The organism is Streptosporangium canum (assembly GCF_900113865.1).
GTDB classification, from domain to species: domain Bacteria; phylum Actinomycetota; class Actinomycetes; order Streptosporangiales; family Streptosporangiaceae; genus Streptosporangium; species Streptosporangium canum.
Genome location: NZ_FOQY01000056.1, coordinates 18,480 through 33,484 on the forward strand (window position 1 = coordinate 18,480; position 15,005 = coordinate 33,484).

A 15,005-nucleotide genomic window follows, 5' to 3' on the forward strand; every position below is an offset into this window, starting at 1 on the left:
GGGCCGCCCGCCGTACGGTCAGAGGCGGGTGCCGACCATCACGGGCTCGTTGACGAGGGTGACGCCGAACTTCTCCAGCACCCCGTCCCGGACCTCACGGGCGAGGTCGAGGAGGTCCGCGGTCGTTGCCGTCATCTCCGGATTTGTCATGGCAAGGGTGTGCTTGGTGGAGATGCGCGCCGGGCCACGCCGGTAGCCCTTGGGGAACCCGGCGTTCTCGATCAGCCAGGCCGCCGGGACCTTGACGGAGCCGTCCGGCATGTCCCAGCGGGGGAAACCGGGGGTGCGCAGCTCCAGCTCGGCCGCCTCACCGGCGGTGAGGAGCGGGTTGGTGAAGAACGAGCCCGCGCTGCGGGAGTCCGGGTCATCGGGATCGAGCACCATCCCCTTGCCCCGGCGCAGCTCCAGCACCGCCGCGCGAGCCTGTGCCACCGGCACCCGCTCGCCGAGCGCGACGTCCAGCCTGGCGGCCAGCTCCCGGTAGGCGACCGGACCGGACAGCCCGTCCTCGGCCAGCCCGTAGGTGACCGCCAGGACGACATACCGCCCGGCATCCTCCTTGAACGCGCTGTGCCGGTAGGCGAACCCGCACTCCCCCGCGGCCAGGTCGCTCACCTCACCGGACGTGCGGTCGTAGACCCGCACCCCGGTGATCGTCTGCGAGACCTCCTGCCCGTAGGCCCCGACGTTCTGGATCGGCGTGGACCCGACCAGGCCCGGGATCCCGGACAGGCACTCGATCCCCGAACGCCCCTCCGCCACCGTGCGGGCCACCAGCGCGTCCCAGTCCTCCCCGGCCTGCACGGTGACCCGGTCCCCGTCGACCTCGATCCCCCGCGAGGCGACGCGCACGACCAGTCCGTCGAAGCCCTCGTCCGACACGACCAGGTTGCTGCCGCCGCCGAGCACGAGCACCGGCTCACCCGCCCGGTCCGCCGCGGCCACCAGCTCGACGATCTCCTCCGCCGAACCCGCCGTCACGAACGCCCCGGCCGGTCCGCCCAGCCCCACCGTCGTGTACGGCGCCAGCCGTACCCCTGAAACCCGCTCAGTCATGCGCTTCCCCACCACCCGGCCGAAATCCGCGACCAGCCTACGTGCCGCCGGGCGGCCCGCGCGTCGTGGAGCCGCCTACGTGTCCTGGAGCAGCCTCAGCACGCGGTCATAGGTCCTGCGGGACTCCCTGTCGCGGTAGCCCGGATCGACGTCGTGATAGCCGCGGTGCCGTTCCTGGTGGACCGGCAGGTCCCTGTCGAGGGCGATGAGGGTGCCGGGGAGCGTGAGGGAGAACTCCAGGTCGGCGTTGCGGTAGTAGCGGGCGCCCTCGGGGAACCCGCCCACCGCGAGCGCGGCGTCACGCCTGACCGCGAACAGGTGGCCGAGCAGCCCGCGGACCTCGCCGGGCTCGGCGTCATGCCAGTCGTGACCGTCCGCCCCGGGGTTCACCCCCTTCCAGCCCGCCGCGGCCACGTCGTCGGTCAGCACCTTGACCAGCGGAGTGATCGCGTCGCCGTCCAGGATCGTGGAGGTCTCCATCACGACGTGCACGTCGGAGCTGTCGAGCTTCAGCAGCTTGGTACGGCTCTCGCCCCACTCCGCCGTGCCTCCCCTCCAGTGCGGGGTCTCGGCCACGTGCCAGGCCTCCACCCTGCGGGGGAACTCCTCGGCCAGCTCCTCCAGGACGACGCCGGCGCCGTCCACGTTTCCCAGGTCCAGGCCGATGATCCTGGCCTCGGTCCGGGCGACCAGGGCGCGGACGCAGTCTCGCAGGTCATCGGGCCAGCCGTCGACAAGGAGACCGACGGTCACGGTCGGCGGAACGGCAGGCGGGTGAGGCTCGGCCGGGGTGATCGTCTCGTCGAGCCGGGACACCGCCAGGCTCGCGTCCCACAGCAGCTGGGAAGAGATCGTCCGCTCGGGATGGCCTTCGTGATAGTCCTCGTCCGAACGGCCCACGAGCTCGGATCCCTCGGGCTTCTGCCGGGGCGCCGCCTCGGTCTCGGCGACCCGCTCGGCGTCCAGGTCACCGAGCCGTTCGGGCCGGGCGGAAGGATCCGCGGCCTCGGCGACCCGGCCGGCGTCCATGGAGGCGGCGTCACGGCCGGCGGCGCCGGAGCCCACGGTGCCGGAAGCCGCGGCACCGGAGCCCACAGTGCCCGAAGCCGCGGCGCCGGAGCCCACGGTGCCCGAATCCGCCACGCCGGCCTGCCTGGGTGGCCGGTCACCCGCCCCGGGTTCAGGGACGGAGGCCACCGTGGGCCACACCTCGAAAGGGGGCCTGGGAGTGAGCTCGAAGCCGTCCCCGGTGTCGCGGACGAGCCAGCCCTCTGCTTCGATCTTGGCGCGGAGCGCGTCGGCCCCGGCGTAGTCACGGCCGGCCCGCGCCCTGGCCCGCTGCTCGGCGAGCCCCGTCACGTGAGGTGGTACTTCGTTCATCTTCGGACGCTACCCACGGACCGGGGGAAGAATCAGCCCCCACCCCGCGAGCCGCGATCGAGCGGGCCGGACCAGCGGCGCGAACACGCCGGACCGCCGCCCCGGACAGGCCTGACCGCCGGCCCGAACCCACCGGATCCCGGCCCGGGCGCGCCGGGCCGGCACGCGGACCGCCGGTGCCGACTGCGTCGGCACCGGCGGCGTCGTAGCGCTGTGGGATGGTGGTCGTGTGACGTTGGAGGACCTCGTCCGGCTGCGCCGGGCCCGTGACCTGATGGACCGCGACTACGCGGAGCCGCTCGACGTTCCGGCGCTGGCGCGCGTCGCCCTCATGTCACCGGGCCATTTCTCCCGCAGCTTTCGCGCCGCCTTCGGGGAGTCTCCGTACAGCTACCTGATGACGCGCCGGATCGAGCGGGCCAAGGCGCTACTGCGGCGGGGTGACCTGACGGTGACGGAGGTCTGCTTCGCGGTCGGCTGCACATCGCTGGGATCGTTCAGCTCGCGGTTCACCGAGCTGGTCGGCGAGAGCCCGAGCTCATACCGGGCCCGCCGACATGACGCGGGCGCCGCCATCCCGGCCTGCGTCGCCAAGGTCTACACGCGACCGGTCAGGAATGGAGAAGCGGGATCCAACTCCCCGCTCATAGTGTGAACCGCATGGACATCAAACTTTCGCAGACCTTCATCGCCGTCGACGACCACGACAAGGCGCTCGCCTTCTACCGGGACGCTCTCGGCCTGGAAGTGCGCAACGACGTCGGGTTCGAGGGGATGCGCTGGGTGACCGTCGGCGCTCCGTCGCAGCCTGACGTGGACATCGTCCTCGAACCGCCCATCGGTGACCCGAACGCCTCGCCCGCCGACAAGGAGGCCGCGGCGGAACTGCTGGCGAAGGGCCTGCTGCGCGGTGTCATCTTCGGGACCGGCGACTGCGACGCCACCTTCGAGCGCATCCGCGCCGCGGGTGGCGAGGTGCTGCAGGAGCCGGTCGACCAGCCGTACGGCGTGCGCGACTGCGCCTTCCGCGACCCCTCCGGCAACATGGTGCGCTTCAGCCAGCCTCGCAGGCAGTGAGCTCCGGCCCCATGGACCGGAGGCTCACCCGCCGCCGAACTGAAACACCCGCCTGGTCGAACATCCACCGCTACCGGTCAGGCGCCGCGCTGTGATCCGCGACCACCGATGATCTTCGTTTGGCCACACGGCTCACGATGACCATCGGTGGCGCAGCCGTTCTCCGCGCCGGCCTGACCGGCGACATCATGATCTGCGGCTGGAGTGCAGGCGACCGGGGATCGCTAGGCGAGCTGGACCACCGCGCGGGCCTTGGAGAGCACCCGGGAGTCGCCGGACCTGGCGGTCAGCGCGACCACCACGCGGTTGTCCTCCAGCTTCTCCTCGACGACGCCGCTCACCGTGATGATCGCGCCCTGCTCGTCGTCCGGGACGACCACCATGGACGAGAACCGCACGCCGTAGTCGACGATCGCGCCGGGGTCGCCGGCCCAGTCGGTGACGAACCGGCCACCCTGGGCCATGGTGAACATGCCGTGCGCGATGACGTCGGGCAGGCCGACGGTCTTGGCGAAGCGCTCGTTCCAGTGGATGGGGTTGAAGTCGCCGGAGGCTCCGGCGTACATCACCAGGTTGACGCGGCGGACCGGATAGTCGGCGGGCGGGATCTGCTGCCCCGTCTCGACCTCGTCGTATTTGACAGTCGCTGCCATCTCAGCCCGCCCCTCCGCGCTCGACGATGGTGTTGTAGGTCGTGCAGACGGGCTCACCGTCGACGGTGGTGACGTCGCTCTTGACCGTGATGAGCTCGTTGCGGCCGACGCTGCGGATGTCGGTCACCGTGGAGACGCTGACCAGCTCGTCACCGGCGTGGATCGGCCGCTGGTACTCGAAGCGCTGCTCGCCGTGGACGACCATGGCGAAGTTCAGGCCGAGTTCGGGGTCGGCCAGGATCGTCCCGCCGGCCAGGCTGAACACGATGGGGAAGGTGGGCGGCGCGACCACGTCCGGGTGACCGGCGGCCTGTGCGGCCTCCCTGTCCCGGTAGATCGGGTTGTTGTCGCCGATCGCCGTCGCGAACTCTTTGATCTTCACGCGGCTGACCTCGTAGGGCGCGGAAGGCGCGGACGCCCGCCCGACGAAATCACGGTTCAGAGCCATCGTGCTCCTTTGCGGATACCGAGCTGGTGAGGCCGACATTAACAGAACAAGATTCCGGGGTCTGCTCCCCGGGTCGGCCACCAGGAAACCGTAGCCCGGCCCTCGCCCGGCACCGGCTGTCGAGCGTGGTCAACACCCGGGCGGGAAAGCTGTGAAGATACGACAAACCGGCGCCCCCCACGAGGACGCCGGTCTACGTTGAGTATGTGAGTGCTACTGAAGTACCCATCTCCCGCCGAGAGCCGGGAGGCTTCGCAGAGACTTAGCGAGTCTCGCGGTGCGCCTTGTGCGTCTTGCAGTTCGGGCAGTACTTCTTCAGCTCAAGCCGATCCGGGTCGTTGCGCCGGTTCTTCCGCGTGATGTAGTTGCGGTGCTTGCACTCCTGGCAGGCCAGCGTGATCTTCGGCCTAACGTCGGTGGCAGCCACTTGGGAGTGCCTTTCTACGTTCGGGACTGTGGACAACCCAGCCCAGCTTCCCTTATGAGGGGAACCCGGGAGGGTAGTAGCGGAGGCCGGACTTGAACCGGCGACACAACGATTATGAGCCGTTTGCTCTGCCTGGCTGAGCTACTCCGCCTTGGGCCGACGAAATCGACCGACCCCCGCAAGGATACCCGACGCGCAGACTGCCTGCGTACTTGTGCAGGTCAGGGGCATCGTTCTGGGTTTCCCCAGTATGCCCGCCCGCTCGCCGGGAACCTTGAGTGTTTTCGGGTGACCGTCATGGCCTACCCAAGCCGAAAGCCCTAACCGGATGGCTAGGGCTTTTAGGCTGTTGAGCCCCTTTACGGAATCGAACCGTAGACCTTCTCCTTACCATGGAGACGCTCTGCCGACTGAGCTAAAGGGGCCTGTCTGCTTCGCTTTCGCGCTGCGGACAGGTGTAACCATACACGCCTCGGCAGCGCGATGCGAAATCAAACAGGGACCTCGCGGATCATCACCGCTCCGTCGTCAGCGCCACCGGTGTCCGCGCTCCACCCGGCCGGCGTGCTCGCTCCGGCCGCCCTGCTCCGCCCGCTCCGCGCGGTCCCCCCGGCCGACGTGCTCAGCCCGGCCGACGTGCTCAGCCCGGCCGACGTGCTCGGCGCGGCCACCCTGCTCCGCGCGGTCAGTCCGGTTGGCCCGGTCGGCCCGGTCAGTCCGGTTGGCCCGGTCAGTCCGGTCGGCCCGGTCAGTCCGGCCGCCTTGGTCCGCCCCCTCCGCACGGTCCCCTCGGCCGGCGTGCTCGGCGCGACCGCTCTGCTCCGCCTGGTCAGCCCGGTCAGTCCGGCCGCCCTGCTCGGCGCGACCGTCCTGCTCCGTCCGGTCGGCCTGCTCGGCGCGACCGCCCTGCTCGGCTCGGTCGTCCTGCTCCGCCCGGTCGGCCTGCTTGGGCTTGGGCAGGTTCCCGATCAGCGTGTCGACGTGCTCCTCGGGCTTGGGGAAGTCGCCGGTAATGCCGAAACGGGTGAAGTATCTCTTCCCGTTCACCGTTCGCGTGCCGCCCAGAAGGATCGTCGCGGTGTACGGCTCCTCCTGGCAGCCCGGCATGCACCAGGTCCCGCTCAGCTTGCCCGTGCCGACCGCCGCGTACGGCCCCCACCTTTTCCAGGTGAGCTCGCTGAGCGAGGTGAACTCCGAGGCGACCAGGTTCGCCGGGCGCCGGTCGGCCCGCCCCTCCTCGGCCCCGTAGAGGTTGAACACGTAGATCGGCCCCGGGGCCGTGGCACCGGTCTCGGCGACGGCCGTCCCGGATCCCGCGCCCACGACGCCCGAAACGAGCGTGGCGACCGCCGCGGCGATGGTGACTGTCCGCATACCTTCCCCCTGTTTTCCACTGTTCTCGCACGACGTCCGCACGACGTCCGCGCGACTTCCGCACGGTTGACCAGGTCAGGGGGAGGACTTTCCACTGCCCGGCGGCGGAGTGACGGCCATCCGCCGGGCGGCTTTTCGCATCGTACGGTGCGGACGACCAAACCAAGGGTCTAACGGCTCCGAATACCTTCCGTGGCGAACTTGGGACGCGCGGTGAGAGCGGGTGGAGCGGGGCTCCTGTCCGCGCTGGCCGCGCTCGGCGGCGGCGAACTGGCGGCTGGGGCGTGAGGAAGACCCCGGCGGACCTGAGCGACGCCTCGCCGGCGACGCTCCAGGGCGGCAAGCTGAGCGGCAAGGGTCCGGGCGAGGACTACACCGTCAACGACGCCAAGGTCGTCTGCGTGCCAGGCCCACAGGCCGCGGGGCCACCCCGCGCCAGGGTCCGCAGACCTCGGGTCGCCCCTGTGCCGGCCCTGCGAGTCGCGGGGCCTCCGTGCCAGGCCCATGACAAGTCATCGCCAACCAAGCCATAAGAGGGCCGTCACATCATGGTCGGCAGCAAGCCGTACCGACTGAGGAGACACCCGCGATGACCCCCGAACTGCTGGGATTCCAGATCACCCACCGCGCCATGCGGGGTGATGTCCGCCGCCTGGCCGATCTGGCCACGGAGTTGGCGGAGGGCCGGCAGTCCGCCGACCCGGCCCGCGCCACCGCCATCGCCGGATTCATCGCCGCGCTGTGCAAGGGCATCCACCACCATCACACGATGGAGGACCAGGTGCTCTGGCCCGTCATCGAGCGGGCCGCCGGCGCCGAGGTGGACCTGCGCGACCTCAGCGACGACCACTCCGAGCTGGACCCCCTGCTGGCCGAGATCAACGGCCAGGCGACCGCGTTCGCCGCCGGCCGGGACGCCTCCGCCCTCGTCACGTCGCTCACCCGGCTCGCCGACATGCTCGACGAGCACATCGAGGAGGAGGAGCGGCTGCTCTTCCCGATCATCAGGAAGTACGTGTCCGTGGCCGACTGGAAGAGGGTCGAGGACGCGGTCCGCAAGGGCGGCGACGTCCGGGTCGACCTGCCGAGGATCGAGCAGTACGCCAGGCCCGAGGAACTCGCCCGGCTGCGCAAGATGGCCGGTCCCGTCCTGGCCTTGCTGCTCTCCCTGCTGCGCGGCGGCCACCGGCGCCGCCAGCGGCTCATCTTCGGCCCCCTCGCCGAGGTCTGAGACCCGGACGCCGGACTGATCCCTCACCCGGACTGATCCCTCACCCGGACGCCGGGCCGCCCCCCGTCCGGGCGCGGGACCTGATCCCTCACCCGGACGCCGGGCCGCCCCCCGTCCGGGCGCAGGGCCTAATCCCTCACCCGGGCGCCGGCCCGGGCCTGCGCGGCCCTGCGGGCCCAGTGCGGGGAGCCGGCCCGCTCGGCGACCCGCACCGCCGTCGCGTAGTGGGCCGATCCGTCCCGGCCCAGCGACTCGGCGAGATCGCCCAGGATGTGCGCGACCGGCCCTATGGTGATCGCCCCGGAATGGAGCCCGGCCAGCTCCCCGTCCCACGGCAGCAGTTCCTCGTAGCACCGCTCGCTCACCTCGCGGTCGCCCAGGGCGACGGCGTTCTCCGCCCGCAGCGCCAGCCGTACCAGCCAGTAGTAGTCCTTGCGGGCCTTCCAGCCGGGCTTCCAGAACGTTCGGGCCTCCTCCTGCCGGCCCTCGGCGATCAGCGCCCTGACGAGGATCTCGGAGACGTCGTCGGGGAGGAACTCGTAGATGGCCATGATCTCCGGGATGTCCTGCGGCAGGCCGCCCGCCAGCCGGGCCACGAAGCGGCCCATGATGCCGCTGCCCGCCGCGTTGGCGCCGCCGGCCACGGCCATCCGCTCGGCCGCCGCCGAATAGGACCGATCCGCCCGCTCGAACTCGCCTCTGATCAGCATGCCCAGCGTGTCCAGCATCGACAGCACGCTCAGCGCCAGACCGAGCTGACCGCTGGTGGAGTGCTCCAGTGCCCTGTCGGCGTGGTGGCGCGCGGCGGCCAGGTCGTTGCGGCCGAGGCTCACCATGTAGAGGGCGTGGTGGCCCTGCATCTCGTACCCGGGCAGCCCCGCCCCGTCCCCCAGCTCGACCAGTTCCCGCCCCACCGCCTCCAGTTCGGCGCGCCGGTGGGGCGTCAGCAGGACGAAGTAGCGGGCGTTGAGCGCCAGGCAGACCAGTTCGGTACGGCCCAGCTTCCGGGCCAGCCGCAGGGCTTCGGCGCTGAACGCCTCACAGCCCTCGTCGTGGCCCTCCAGTTCGAAGGTGAGCGTGGCCAGCAGCCGGCAGCGGGCCTCCTCGCCCGCCTCCGACGACGGCTCCTCGGCCAGCGCCTCCCGGACCGCCGCGACGAACGCCTCGTCGACCTGGCGGTCCGGCTGGATCGACCAGGTCACCGGGGCCTCGTAAGCGGTCAGCGCGCGGGTGAGCCCCGTCCCGAGCCGCCGCGCCACGGCGATCGCCCGTTCCCGGTTCTCCCTCGCGGCCATCACGTTGCCCTCGTTGGCCTGGACGCCCACCAGGCGGCAGAGCAGGTCAAGCCGGCGGTGGTCGTCGTCCACGAGGTCGAGCGCCCCCCGGTAGAAGCTCTCCGCCTCCCGGTAGGCGTGCAGGGCCGCCGCCTTCTCCGCCGCCGCCACCACGTACGGCACCGCCCGCCCGGCGGTGCTCGGGGTGGCCGCGGCGAGCGCGTGGTGGCCCAGCGCCGAGACGTCGCCGGGCCTGACCCGCTCCAGCGCGCCGAAGACCCTGCCGTGCAGCCGGACACGGCGGATGCCCGGGGTGTCCTCGTAGAGGGTCTCCCGCACGAGCACGTGGGCGAAGCGGACCCGGCCCGGAGCGGGCTCGGTCAGCAGCCCGGTCAGCACTCCCGCCTCCAGCCCCTCCAGCACCGCCTCCTCGTCGACGCCGTCCAGCGCGAGCAGCACGTCCACGTCGACGTCCCGGCCGATGACCGCCGCGTCCCGCAGCGTGGTCCGGGCGGTGGCGGGCAGCCGGGCGATCCTGCGCCGGATCAGGTCCCGCACCCCGGGGGGCAGTGCCCTGGCCGCGGGCGTCCCGTCGGTGACGATCAATCGCGCGGTCTCGCACACGAAGAGCGGGTTCCCCCCGGTCCGCTCCGCCACCGTGCGCGCGGTCACCGGGTCCACCTCCCGCCCCGAACGCTCCCGCAGCAGCTGGGCCACCTCGTCGTCGCTGAGTCCGTGCAGGTCGAGGCGGTGGGTCTGCCGCCCGGCGAGAGCCGCCCAGGTCGCGCCGAGATGATCGACGGCCTCGGCGGGGCGGTAGGTGGCAATGATCATGATCTTGGCCGACGCGAGCCGTACCGCCAGATGGCGCAGGAGCTGCAGTGTCTCCTCGTCGGCGCGGTGCACGTCCTCCAGCACGACCAGCAGGCGCGTATCCGCCCGGACGGCCTGCGCCAGATAGTCCTCCACCGCCCTGGCCAGCAGGAACCGTCCCGTGGCCGGGGTGTCGTCGGTCAGCAGCGGCGCGAGCCGCACAGCCACGTCGCCGGCGGGCGGCCTGCCGGCCGCCAGACGGCGCAGCACCTCGCTCCACGCCCACGCGGGCGGCGCGCCGCCGTCCGTCTCCGGGCACTGGCCCGCGGCGGTCAGCCACCCCTGGCCGGCCAGCCTCCTCGCGAACGTCCCGGCCAGCGTGCTCTTGCCCGCTCCCGCGTCCCCGCCCAGCCATACCGTGCACAGTCCCGCGGTCTCGGCGGCGGCGTGGAGCGCTGCCAGCTCCGCCGTACGGCCGATCAGCTCGCCGCCCTCCCCGCCCTCCCCCGGCGCGTCCCACTCGCCGTCCTGCCCGGGTCTCCGGCCCGAGGACCTCTCGCCGTCCTGCCCGGGTCTCCGGCCCGAAGACTTCTCACTGTCCTGCCCGGGTCTCCGGCCCGAGGAGCGCTCGCCGGCCTCCCCGGGTCCCCCGGACCCGGCCCGCTCCGGCGCCCGGATCGTGGCCGGGCTGCCGGAGGCCGCCGGCTCCTGCCGGTTCAGGGAGCCCGCATGAGCCAGGATGTCGGTCTCCAGCGCGCGCAGCGCGGGTCCGGGATCCACCCCCAGCTCCTCGGCCAGGGTCTCGCGGGCCTTCCTGATCGCGGCCAGCGCGTCCGCCTGCCGTCCGGCCCGGTAGTAGGCCAGGGCGAGCAGGCGCACGGCGTTCTCCCTGAGCGGGTGCGCCCGGACGTGCTGCTCAAGCTCGATCTCCGCGTTGCGCCCGAGCGTCAGCCGGGCCTCCGCCCGGCACTCCACGGCGACCAGCCGCAGTTCCTCCAGGCGCGTGGCCTCCGGTTCCGCCCACTCGGCGTCGGCGAACTCCGCGTAGGCCGGGCCCTGCCACAACGCGAGCGCCCGATCCGCCAGGTCGAGCGCCCGCGTCCCGTCCCCCGAGGCGATCGCCCCCGCCGCGGAGTCGATCAGGCGGGGGAACACCCAGGCGTCCACCTGCTCGGGCTCCAGCCGGAGGCGATATCCCGGAGCGGCGCTGACCAGCATGGTGGCGGGCGTCCGGGGTGGCCGGTCGGGTTCGAGCGCCCGCCGCAGGTTGGACACGTACACCTGGAGGGCGGCCAGCGCCTTGGGCGGGGGCTGCCCGCGCCAGAGGTCATCGATGAAACGATCGGTGGAGACCACCTGTCCGCCCGCGGCGACCAGCCTGGCCACCACAGCCCGTTGCCGGGAGGTGCCCAGATCCACCGCACGACCGTTGATCTCCGCCTGGAGCGGACCGAGAACACGCAACATAACAAGGGGCAGGTTATGTGCCCTTGGTTGCGGTTTGATTGACACTGAGGAGCACAATGCTGCAGGACCGGCGCAAAGAGGCGCTCCGGGCGCTCGACGAGAGCGACAGGCCGCACTGGTACTGGCACGGGGTGGACGACGACGGCCACGTGTGGCTGTTCGAGACGGTCATCGACGACGGCGGCGAGTACTGGCCCGTCAGGCACGCCGAGCTGGGATCGGACGGACTCGCCCGCCGGTATTCGTGGAGCCACCTCGAGGACGAGCACGGCTTCCTCGCCGAAGGGCCGATCTACCCGGACGACTTCGGCCTGAACGCCCTGACCGCGGAGGAGTTCGGCACCCTGTGGGCCGCGCTCAGCCGATGAGGGAGCTCTCCCCGCCGTTCCGGGTTCAGGGGGCGTCGAACAGGGCGCTGACCGACGCGCCGTCGTGGATACGGCGCATGGCCTCCGCGAGCGCGGGGGCGATCGACAGGACTTTGAGCTTGGAGTCGGGCTTGACGTCGGGGATCGGCACGGTGTTGGTACAGACGATCTCTTCGACGTCGAGCTGATCGCCGAGACGGTCGACGGCCCCGTCCGCGAAGAGACCGTGGGTGCAGGCGACCCGTATCGAGTTGACCCCGCGCTCCCGGAGGCGGTCGAGCAGCTCGATCACCGTTGTGCCCCTGGCGATCTCGTCGTCCAGGACGATGACGTCCTTGCCCGCGACGTCGCCGATCACCGAGCTGATGGTGACCCGGTCACCGCTGAAGCGCTGCTTGGCACCCATGGCGACCCCGATCCCCAGCAGGCGGGCGAAGGCCGCGGCCTCCTTGGCGTTGCCCAGGTCGGGGGAGACGACGACGGCGTTGGAGAGGTCGTACTGGCGGAAGTGGGCGGCCAGCTCCCGCAGGGCGTGCGTCGGGAGCGCCCCGACCGGAGGCCGATGTCCTGTACGGCCTCCGGCCGGGGCGCTCGGGCGCAGCCTCCGGTCAGGTTTCTCCGTACGGCCTCCGGTCGGATCCCCGGGGCGGGTCCCCCAGGGCAGGTGCCGGCGTTACGGGGCGCAGCCGGCGAGTTCGGGCTGCGACGGCGTGCCGCTCTGGGCGCCGAAGAAGAGCTTCGCGCAGTCGATGGTGAAGCGCGGGTTCTCCTCGGGGACGAAGTGGCCGGAGTCGGGTGCCACCGCCGTACGGACGTCGTCACCGACCTGCTGGAACGAGCTCGCGACGCCGGGCCCGAACGAATACTGGCCGCCGATCCCCAGCACCGGCATGGACAGCCGCTTGTCCGCGTTGGCCTTGTTGTTCTCCGCGTCCGCGGCGAACGCCCGGTAGTACTCGTATCCCGCCGTGCGCCTGGCCGGGTCCGCGTAGGCCTTGTAGTACCGCTCGCGGTCGATCGCGTCCGGACGGTGGCTGAAGTTGAACATCATGCCGAGATAGGTGCTGACGTCGCCATTGTCCATGATCTGCTCGGGGATCGGCGAGGGGGACGCGTTGAACCGGAAGTGCCAGCTGATGCCGTAGAGCTCCTCCAGGCCGAAGCCGGGCAGCGGCGACTCGATCATGGCCAGCCGGGTGACCTCGTTGGGGAAGTCACGCGCGTAGGGGTAGGCGATCAGGACACCGAGGTCGTGGCCGAGTATCTCCACCTGGGTGAAGCCCAGCCGGTTGACGGCCTGGCGGATCCGCCGTGAGGTGGTGACCTTGTCGTAGCCGCCGGACGGGATGGAGGAGGCTCCCAGTCCCGGCAGGTCGATCGCGATCACGGTGTGCTCGCGGGCGAGCTCGGGCATCACCTGACGCCACATCAACCAGGTCTCCGGCCAGCCGTGCAGGAGCACGATGGCCGGGCCCGACCCGCCGCGGACATAGTGGATGGTGCCACCGTCCACAGCGACCTTCCCGTGGGTGAAACCGGGGGCGAAACGCGCCGGCCCCTCCGAGGGCTCCTCGGGCGTTCCACTCGCGGTGGCGCCGGCGGTCATGGTGACCAGGGCCACCAAAGTGACAAACGCACTGATGGCGGCCCGCCCCCATCTCCTGACGCGCGGCCTTCCCCTCGACGCTCGCACGGTGACGCGCGGGGTTGTTTCCTCTAGCGGCATATCCAGTTCCCCTTCCACGGACCAGAGCGCCACGGGACGGTCCAGCGTCATGGCATGAGCCCGCTTCCACAGCACGCCGACTACCGGGCGGCGCACGGCCAAGACCGAGTCTGCAGGCGGCGGCACAGGCGGCCGATCGCATGGCGTCACATGTGGTCGTGTGAATCCTCCACGACCGGAGAACTCGCGGTCTTCTTCGATCGTGCTCTCTGCCCAGCCCACGGACCCGCCGTACCGGCCGGGAACCGGGAACAAGGAGGGCATCGTGGACGGGTTGGTCGTCGACCGCTGGAAACTCGCCGGCCTGCGCGAGATCCTCCGCCGGCAGCTCTTCCTGATCAGGTTGGGGAACAACCGGGCCGTGCGGTATCGGCAGAACCCCCGGACCTGCCATGAGCAGGCGGCGAGGCGGGCCGCGTGCCTGGCCGGTGGGAAGAGCGTGCAGAGTTGGCCCATGGGTCTCCTCCTTCTCCTCCTGCTGTTCGTGGTGCCGGCCGGCCCCGGGCTGTGGTTCTGGTGCCGGTCGCTGGCGGGCGGCCGGTGGCGGCACAGCGCCGGCTGGTTCGCCGGGACGGCTGTGCTGCTCGTGCTGGGAACGGGTGTCACCTACCTCGCCGGCTCCCTGGCCGGAGGGAACCTGGACCCGGAGGAGGCATGCCACTCCGACGGTCAGACCTACGACCGGGCCTACCGCAGGGCGAACTTCGACGAGTACACGCAGTGGTTCCCGCTCCATGACAGATGCCACGCGGGCTACGACCTGGTGCCGGGCTGGGTGAACCCGGCCCTGGTCGTCCTGCCTGTCCTGGCTGCCGCCTGCCTCGCATACGCCGTACGGCTGGCCGTGATCCGTCGACGCACCAAGCAGGGCACCCCGGCACGCTCCGCGTCGTCAACGGCTGACCGCGGACGCCCGCCTGCCGGGGGGGCCGAGGGTTCCGCCGTTCCCGGGGCCGGTCTGTCCGGTGGCCGGGTCGGTGAGAGTCAGGTACATCAGCACCGGCGCCAGGCGGACGGAGGTTCCGGCGGGGATCAGGTCTGACGCGGTGCCGTGTCAGCGGCCGTGTCAGCACGGCAACGGTCCGGTATCAGCGCGTTCGGCGATGGTGGATGCCATGAGCGGTTCGACGATCGCGGCCTCGGGGCTGCGAATGCCCGGTGAACCGCCTGAAGCCCTTCTGAATGCAACGTAGCGTTCGAGCCGCGTCAAACACCTACTATCGCGAGATGAGGAAGTGGTCATGGAACACACCGTCACCACGCTGCCGACCGCGCGTCAGCCCGGCTGCCCCTTCGACCCGCCCAAGGAGCTGATCGACGCCCGCGAGCACGGCCCGATCAGCCGCCTCCCCTTCCCCGACGGACACCAGGGCCGGCTGATCACCGGCTACGACCTGGTCCGGTCGGTCCTGGCCGACCCGCGCTTCAGCTCACGCAGGGAACTCATGCGCCACCACCCGCTGGCCGACCTCGGCGAGATCGAGGTCCCGCCGGCGCCACCCGGTGAGTTCCTGCTGATGGACGAACCCCAGCACGGCCGCTACCGCAAACCGCTGGTGGGCAGGTTCACCGTACGGCGGATGCGGCTGCTCACCGAGCGCGTCGAGCAGATCACCGCCGAGCACCTGGACGCCATGGAGAAAGCCGGCCCGACGGCCGACCTGGTGACCGCGTTCGCCAAGCCCATCCCCTCCATCGTCATCTGCGAGCT

At 71.3% G+C, this 15,005-nt stretch carries 15 protein-coding genes and 2 tRNA genes; 6 read left to right on the forward strand and 11 right to left on the reverse strand.

The genetic code is table 11. The annotated features are described in order from the left end of the window. Positions 1–18: 18 nt before the first annotated feature. Both BM085_RS40750 and BM085_RS40755 read right to left on the reverse strand, forming a co-directional pair. On the reverse strand, positions 19–1,056 hold the full coding sequence (locus BM085_RS40750) for a UDP-N-acetylmuramate dehydrogenase (protein WP_093892095.1): 1,038 nt from the start codon (positions 1,054–1,056) through the stop codon (positions 19–21). 75 nt (positions 1,057–1,131) lie between these two features. Next, a complete protein-coding gene (locus tag BM085_RS40755) occupies positions 1,132–2,436 on the reverse strand; it encodes a glycosyltransferase family 2 protein (protein ID WP_143121306.1) in 1,305 nt (434 codons plus the stop codon). A gap of 274 nt (positions 2,437–2,710) precedes the next feature. On the opposite strand from BM085_RS40755, the gene BM085_RS40760 reads away from it, so the two are divergent. Then, the gene (locus BM085_RS40760) at positions 2,711–3,091 is read left to right on the forward strand and encodes a helix-turn-helix transcriptional regulator (RefSeq protein WP_245789991.1); all 381 of its coding nucleotides are present in this window, start codon (positions 2,711–2,713) and stop codon (positions 3,089–3,091) included. A gap of 5 nt (positions 3,092–3,096) precedes the next feature. Continuing rightward, the gene (locus BM085_RS40765; protein ID WP_093892104.1) at positions 3,097–3,513 is read left to right on the forward strand and encodes a VOC family protein; all 417 of its coding nucleotides are present in this window, start codon (positions 3,097–3,099) and stop codon (positions 3,511–3,513) included. Positions 3,514–3,737: 224 nt separating this feature from the next. On the opposite strand, the gene BM085_RS40770 is transcribed toward BM085_RS40765, so the two are convergent. The 6 genes from BM085_RS40770 to BM085_RS45060 form a co-directional block, all read right to left on the reverse strand. After that, complete coding sequence (locus BM085_RS40770; protein WP_093892098.1) at positions 3,738–4,166, reverse strand: MaoC family dehydratase; 429 nt, start codon at positions 4,164–4,166, stop codon at positions 3,738–3,740. Position 4,167: 1 nt separating this feature from the next. After that, positions 4,168–4,614 (reverse strand): MaoC family dehydratase N-terminal domain-containing protein, encoded by a 447-nt coding sequence (locus tag BM085_RS40775; protein WP_012887506.1) that lies wholly within the window; start codon positions 4,612–4,614, stop codon positions 4,168–4,170. Positions 4,615–4,876: 262 nt separating this feature from the next. Continuing rightward, positions 4,877–5,041, reverse strand: a complete 165-nt coding sequence (rpmG, locus tag BM085_RS40780) for a 50S ribosomal protein L33 (protein ID WP_012887505.1) — start codon at positions 5,039–5,041, stop codon at positions 4,877–4,879. A 77-nt stretch (positions 5,042–5,118) separates the two neighbouring features. Then, positions 5,119–5,192: transfer RNA gene (locus BM085_RS40785), tRNA-Met, on the reverse strand. A 201-nt stretch (positions 5,193–5,393) separates the two neighbouring features. Next, positions 5,394–5,466: transfer RNA gene (locus tag BM085_RS40790), tRNA-Thr, on the reverse strand. Positions 5,467–5,569: 103 nt separating this feature from the next. Continuing rightward, entirely contained in the window at positions 5,570–6,415 is an 846-nt protein-coding gene (locus tag BM085_RS45060; protein WP_177245518.1) for a hypothetical protein, read from the reverse strand. 589 nt (positions 6,416–7,004) lie between these two features. On the opposite strand from BM085_RS45060, the gene BM085_RS40805 reads away from it, so the two are divergent. Further along, positions 7,005–7,646 (forward strand): hemerythrin domain-containing protein, encoded by a 642-nt coding sequence (locus BM085_RS40805; protein ID WP_093892100.1) that lies wholly within the window; start codon positions 7,005–7,007, stop codon positions 7,644–7,646. A 128-nt stretch (positions 7,647–7,774) separates the two neighbouring features. Here BM085_RS40805 and BM085_RS40810 read toward each other — a convergent pair whose 3' ends face one another. Further along, entirely contained in the window at positions 7,775–11,200 is a 3,426-nt protein-coding gene (locus BM085_RS40810) for an ATP-binding protein (RefSeq protein ID WP_093892101.1), read from the reverse strand. A 56-nt stretch (positions 11,201–11,256) separates the two neighbouring features. Between BM085_RS40810 and BM085_RS40815 the strand changes: the two genes are divergently transcribed. Further along, a complete protein-coding gene (locus BM085_RS40815; RefSeq protein ID WP_093892102.1) occupies positions 11,257–11,568 on the forward strand; it encodes a hypothetical protein in 312 nt (103 codons plus the stop codon). 25 nt (positions 11,569–11,593) lie between these two features. On the opposite strand, the gene BM085_RS40820 is transcribed toward BM085_RS40815, so the two are convergent. Both BM085_RS40820 and BM085_RS40825 read right to left on the reverse strand, forming a co-directional pair. Continuing rightward, positions 11,594–12,232 (reverse strand): ribose-phosphate diphosphokinase, encoded by a 639-nt coding sequence (locus BM085_RS40820; RefSeq protein WP_342742934.1) that lies wholly within the window; start codon positions 12,230–12,232, stop codon positions 11,594–11,596. A gap of 9 nt (positions 12,233–12,241) precedes the next feature. Further along, a complete protein-coding gene (locus BM085_RS40825; RefSeq protein ID WP_245789990.1) occupies positions 12,242–13,189 on the reverse strand; it encodes an alpha/beta fold hydrolase in 948 nt (315 codons plus the stop codon). A gap of 370 nt (positions 13,190–13,559) precedes the next feature. Between BM085_RS40825 and BM085_RS45605 the strand changes: the two genes are divergently transcribed. Both BM085_RS45605 and BM085_RS40835 read left to right on the forward strand, forming a co-directional pair. Next, positions 13,560–14,336 (forward strand): hypothetical protein, encoded by a 777-nt coding sequence (locus tag BM085_RS45605; protein WP_218158975.1) that lies wholly within the window; start codon positions 13,560–13,562, stop codon positions 14,334–14,336. Between the two features lie 199 nt (positions 14,337–14,535). Beyond that, positions 14,536–15,005, forward strand: a 470-nt coding sequence (locus BM085_RS40835; protein ID WP_143121309.1) for a cytochrome P450 family protein, incomplete at its 3' end; no start/stop codon positions are given.

What these genes read in the sequence shown, in the direction of transcription:
- BM085_RS45060 (WP_177245518.1), bottom strand. Translation starts at nt 6,415, where the DNA reads ATGCGGACAGTCACCATCGCCGCGGCGGTCGCCACGCTCGTTTCGGGC.
- BM085_RS40750 (WP_093892095.1), bottom strand. Translation starts at nt 1,056, where the DNA reads ATGACTGAGCGGGTTTCAGGGGTACGGCTGGCGCCGTACACGACGGTG.
- BM085_RS40755 (WP_143121306.1), bottom strand. Translation starts at nt 2,436, where the DNA reads ATGAACGAAGTACCACCTCACGTGACGGGGCTCGCCGAGCAGCGGGCC.
- BM085_RS40770 (WP_093892098.1), bottom strand. Translation starts at nt 4,166, where the DNA reads ATGGCAGCGACTGTCAAATACGACGAGGTCGAGACGGGGCAGCAGATC.
- BM085_RS40760 (WP_245789991.1), top strand. Translation starts at nt 2,711, where the DNA reads ATGGACCGCGACTACGCGGAGCCGCTCGACGTTCCGGCGCTGGCGCGC.
- BM085_RS40775 (WP_012887506.1), bottom strand. Translation starts at nt 4,614, where the DNA reads ATGGCTCTGAACCGTGATTTCGTCGGGCGGGCGTCCGCGCCTTCCGCG.
- BM085_RS40805 (WP_093892100.1), top strand. Translation starts at nt 7,005, where the DNA reads ATGACCCCCGAACTGCTGGGATTCCAGATCACCCACCGCGCCATGCGG.
- BM085_RS40815 (WP_093892102.1), top strand. Translation starts at nt 11,257, where the DNA reads ATGCTGCAGGACCGGCGCAAAGAGGCGCTCCGGGCGCTCGACGAGAGC.
- BM085_RS40810 (WP_093892101.1), bottom strand. Translation starts at nt 11,200, where the DNA reads ATGTTGCGTGTTCTCGGTCCGCTCCAGGCGGAGATCAACGGTCGTGCG.
- BM085_RS40765 (WP_093892104.1), top strand. Translation starts at nt 3,097, where the DNA reads ATGGACATCAAACTTTCGCAGACCTTCATCGCCGTCGACGACCACGAC.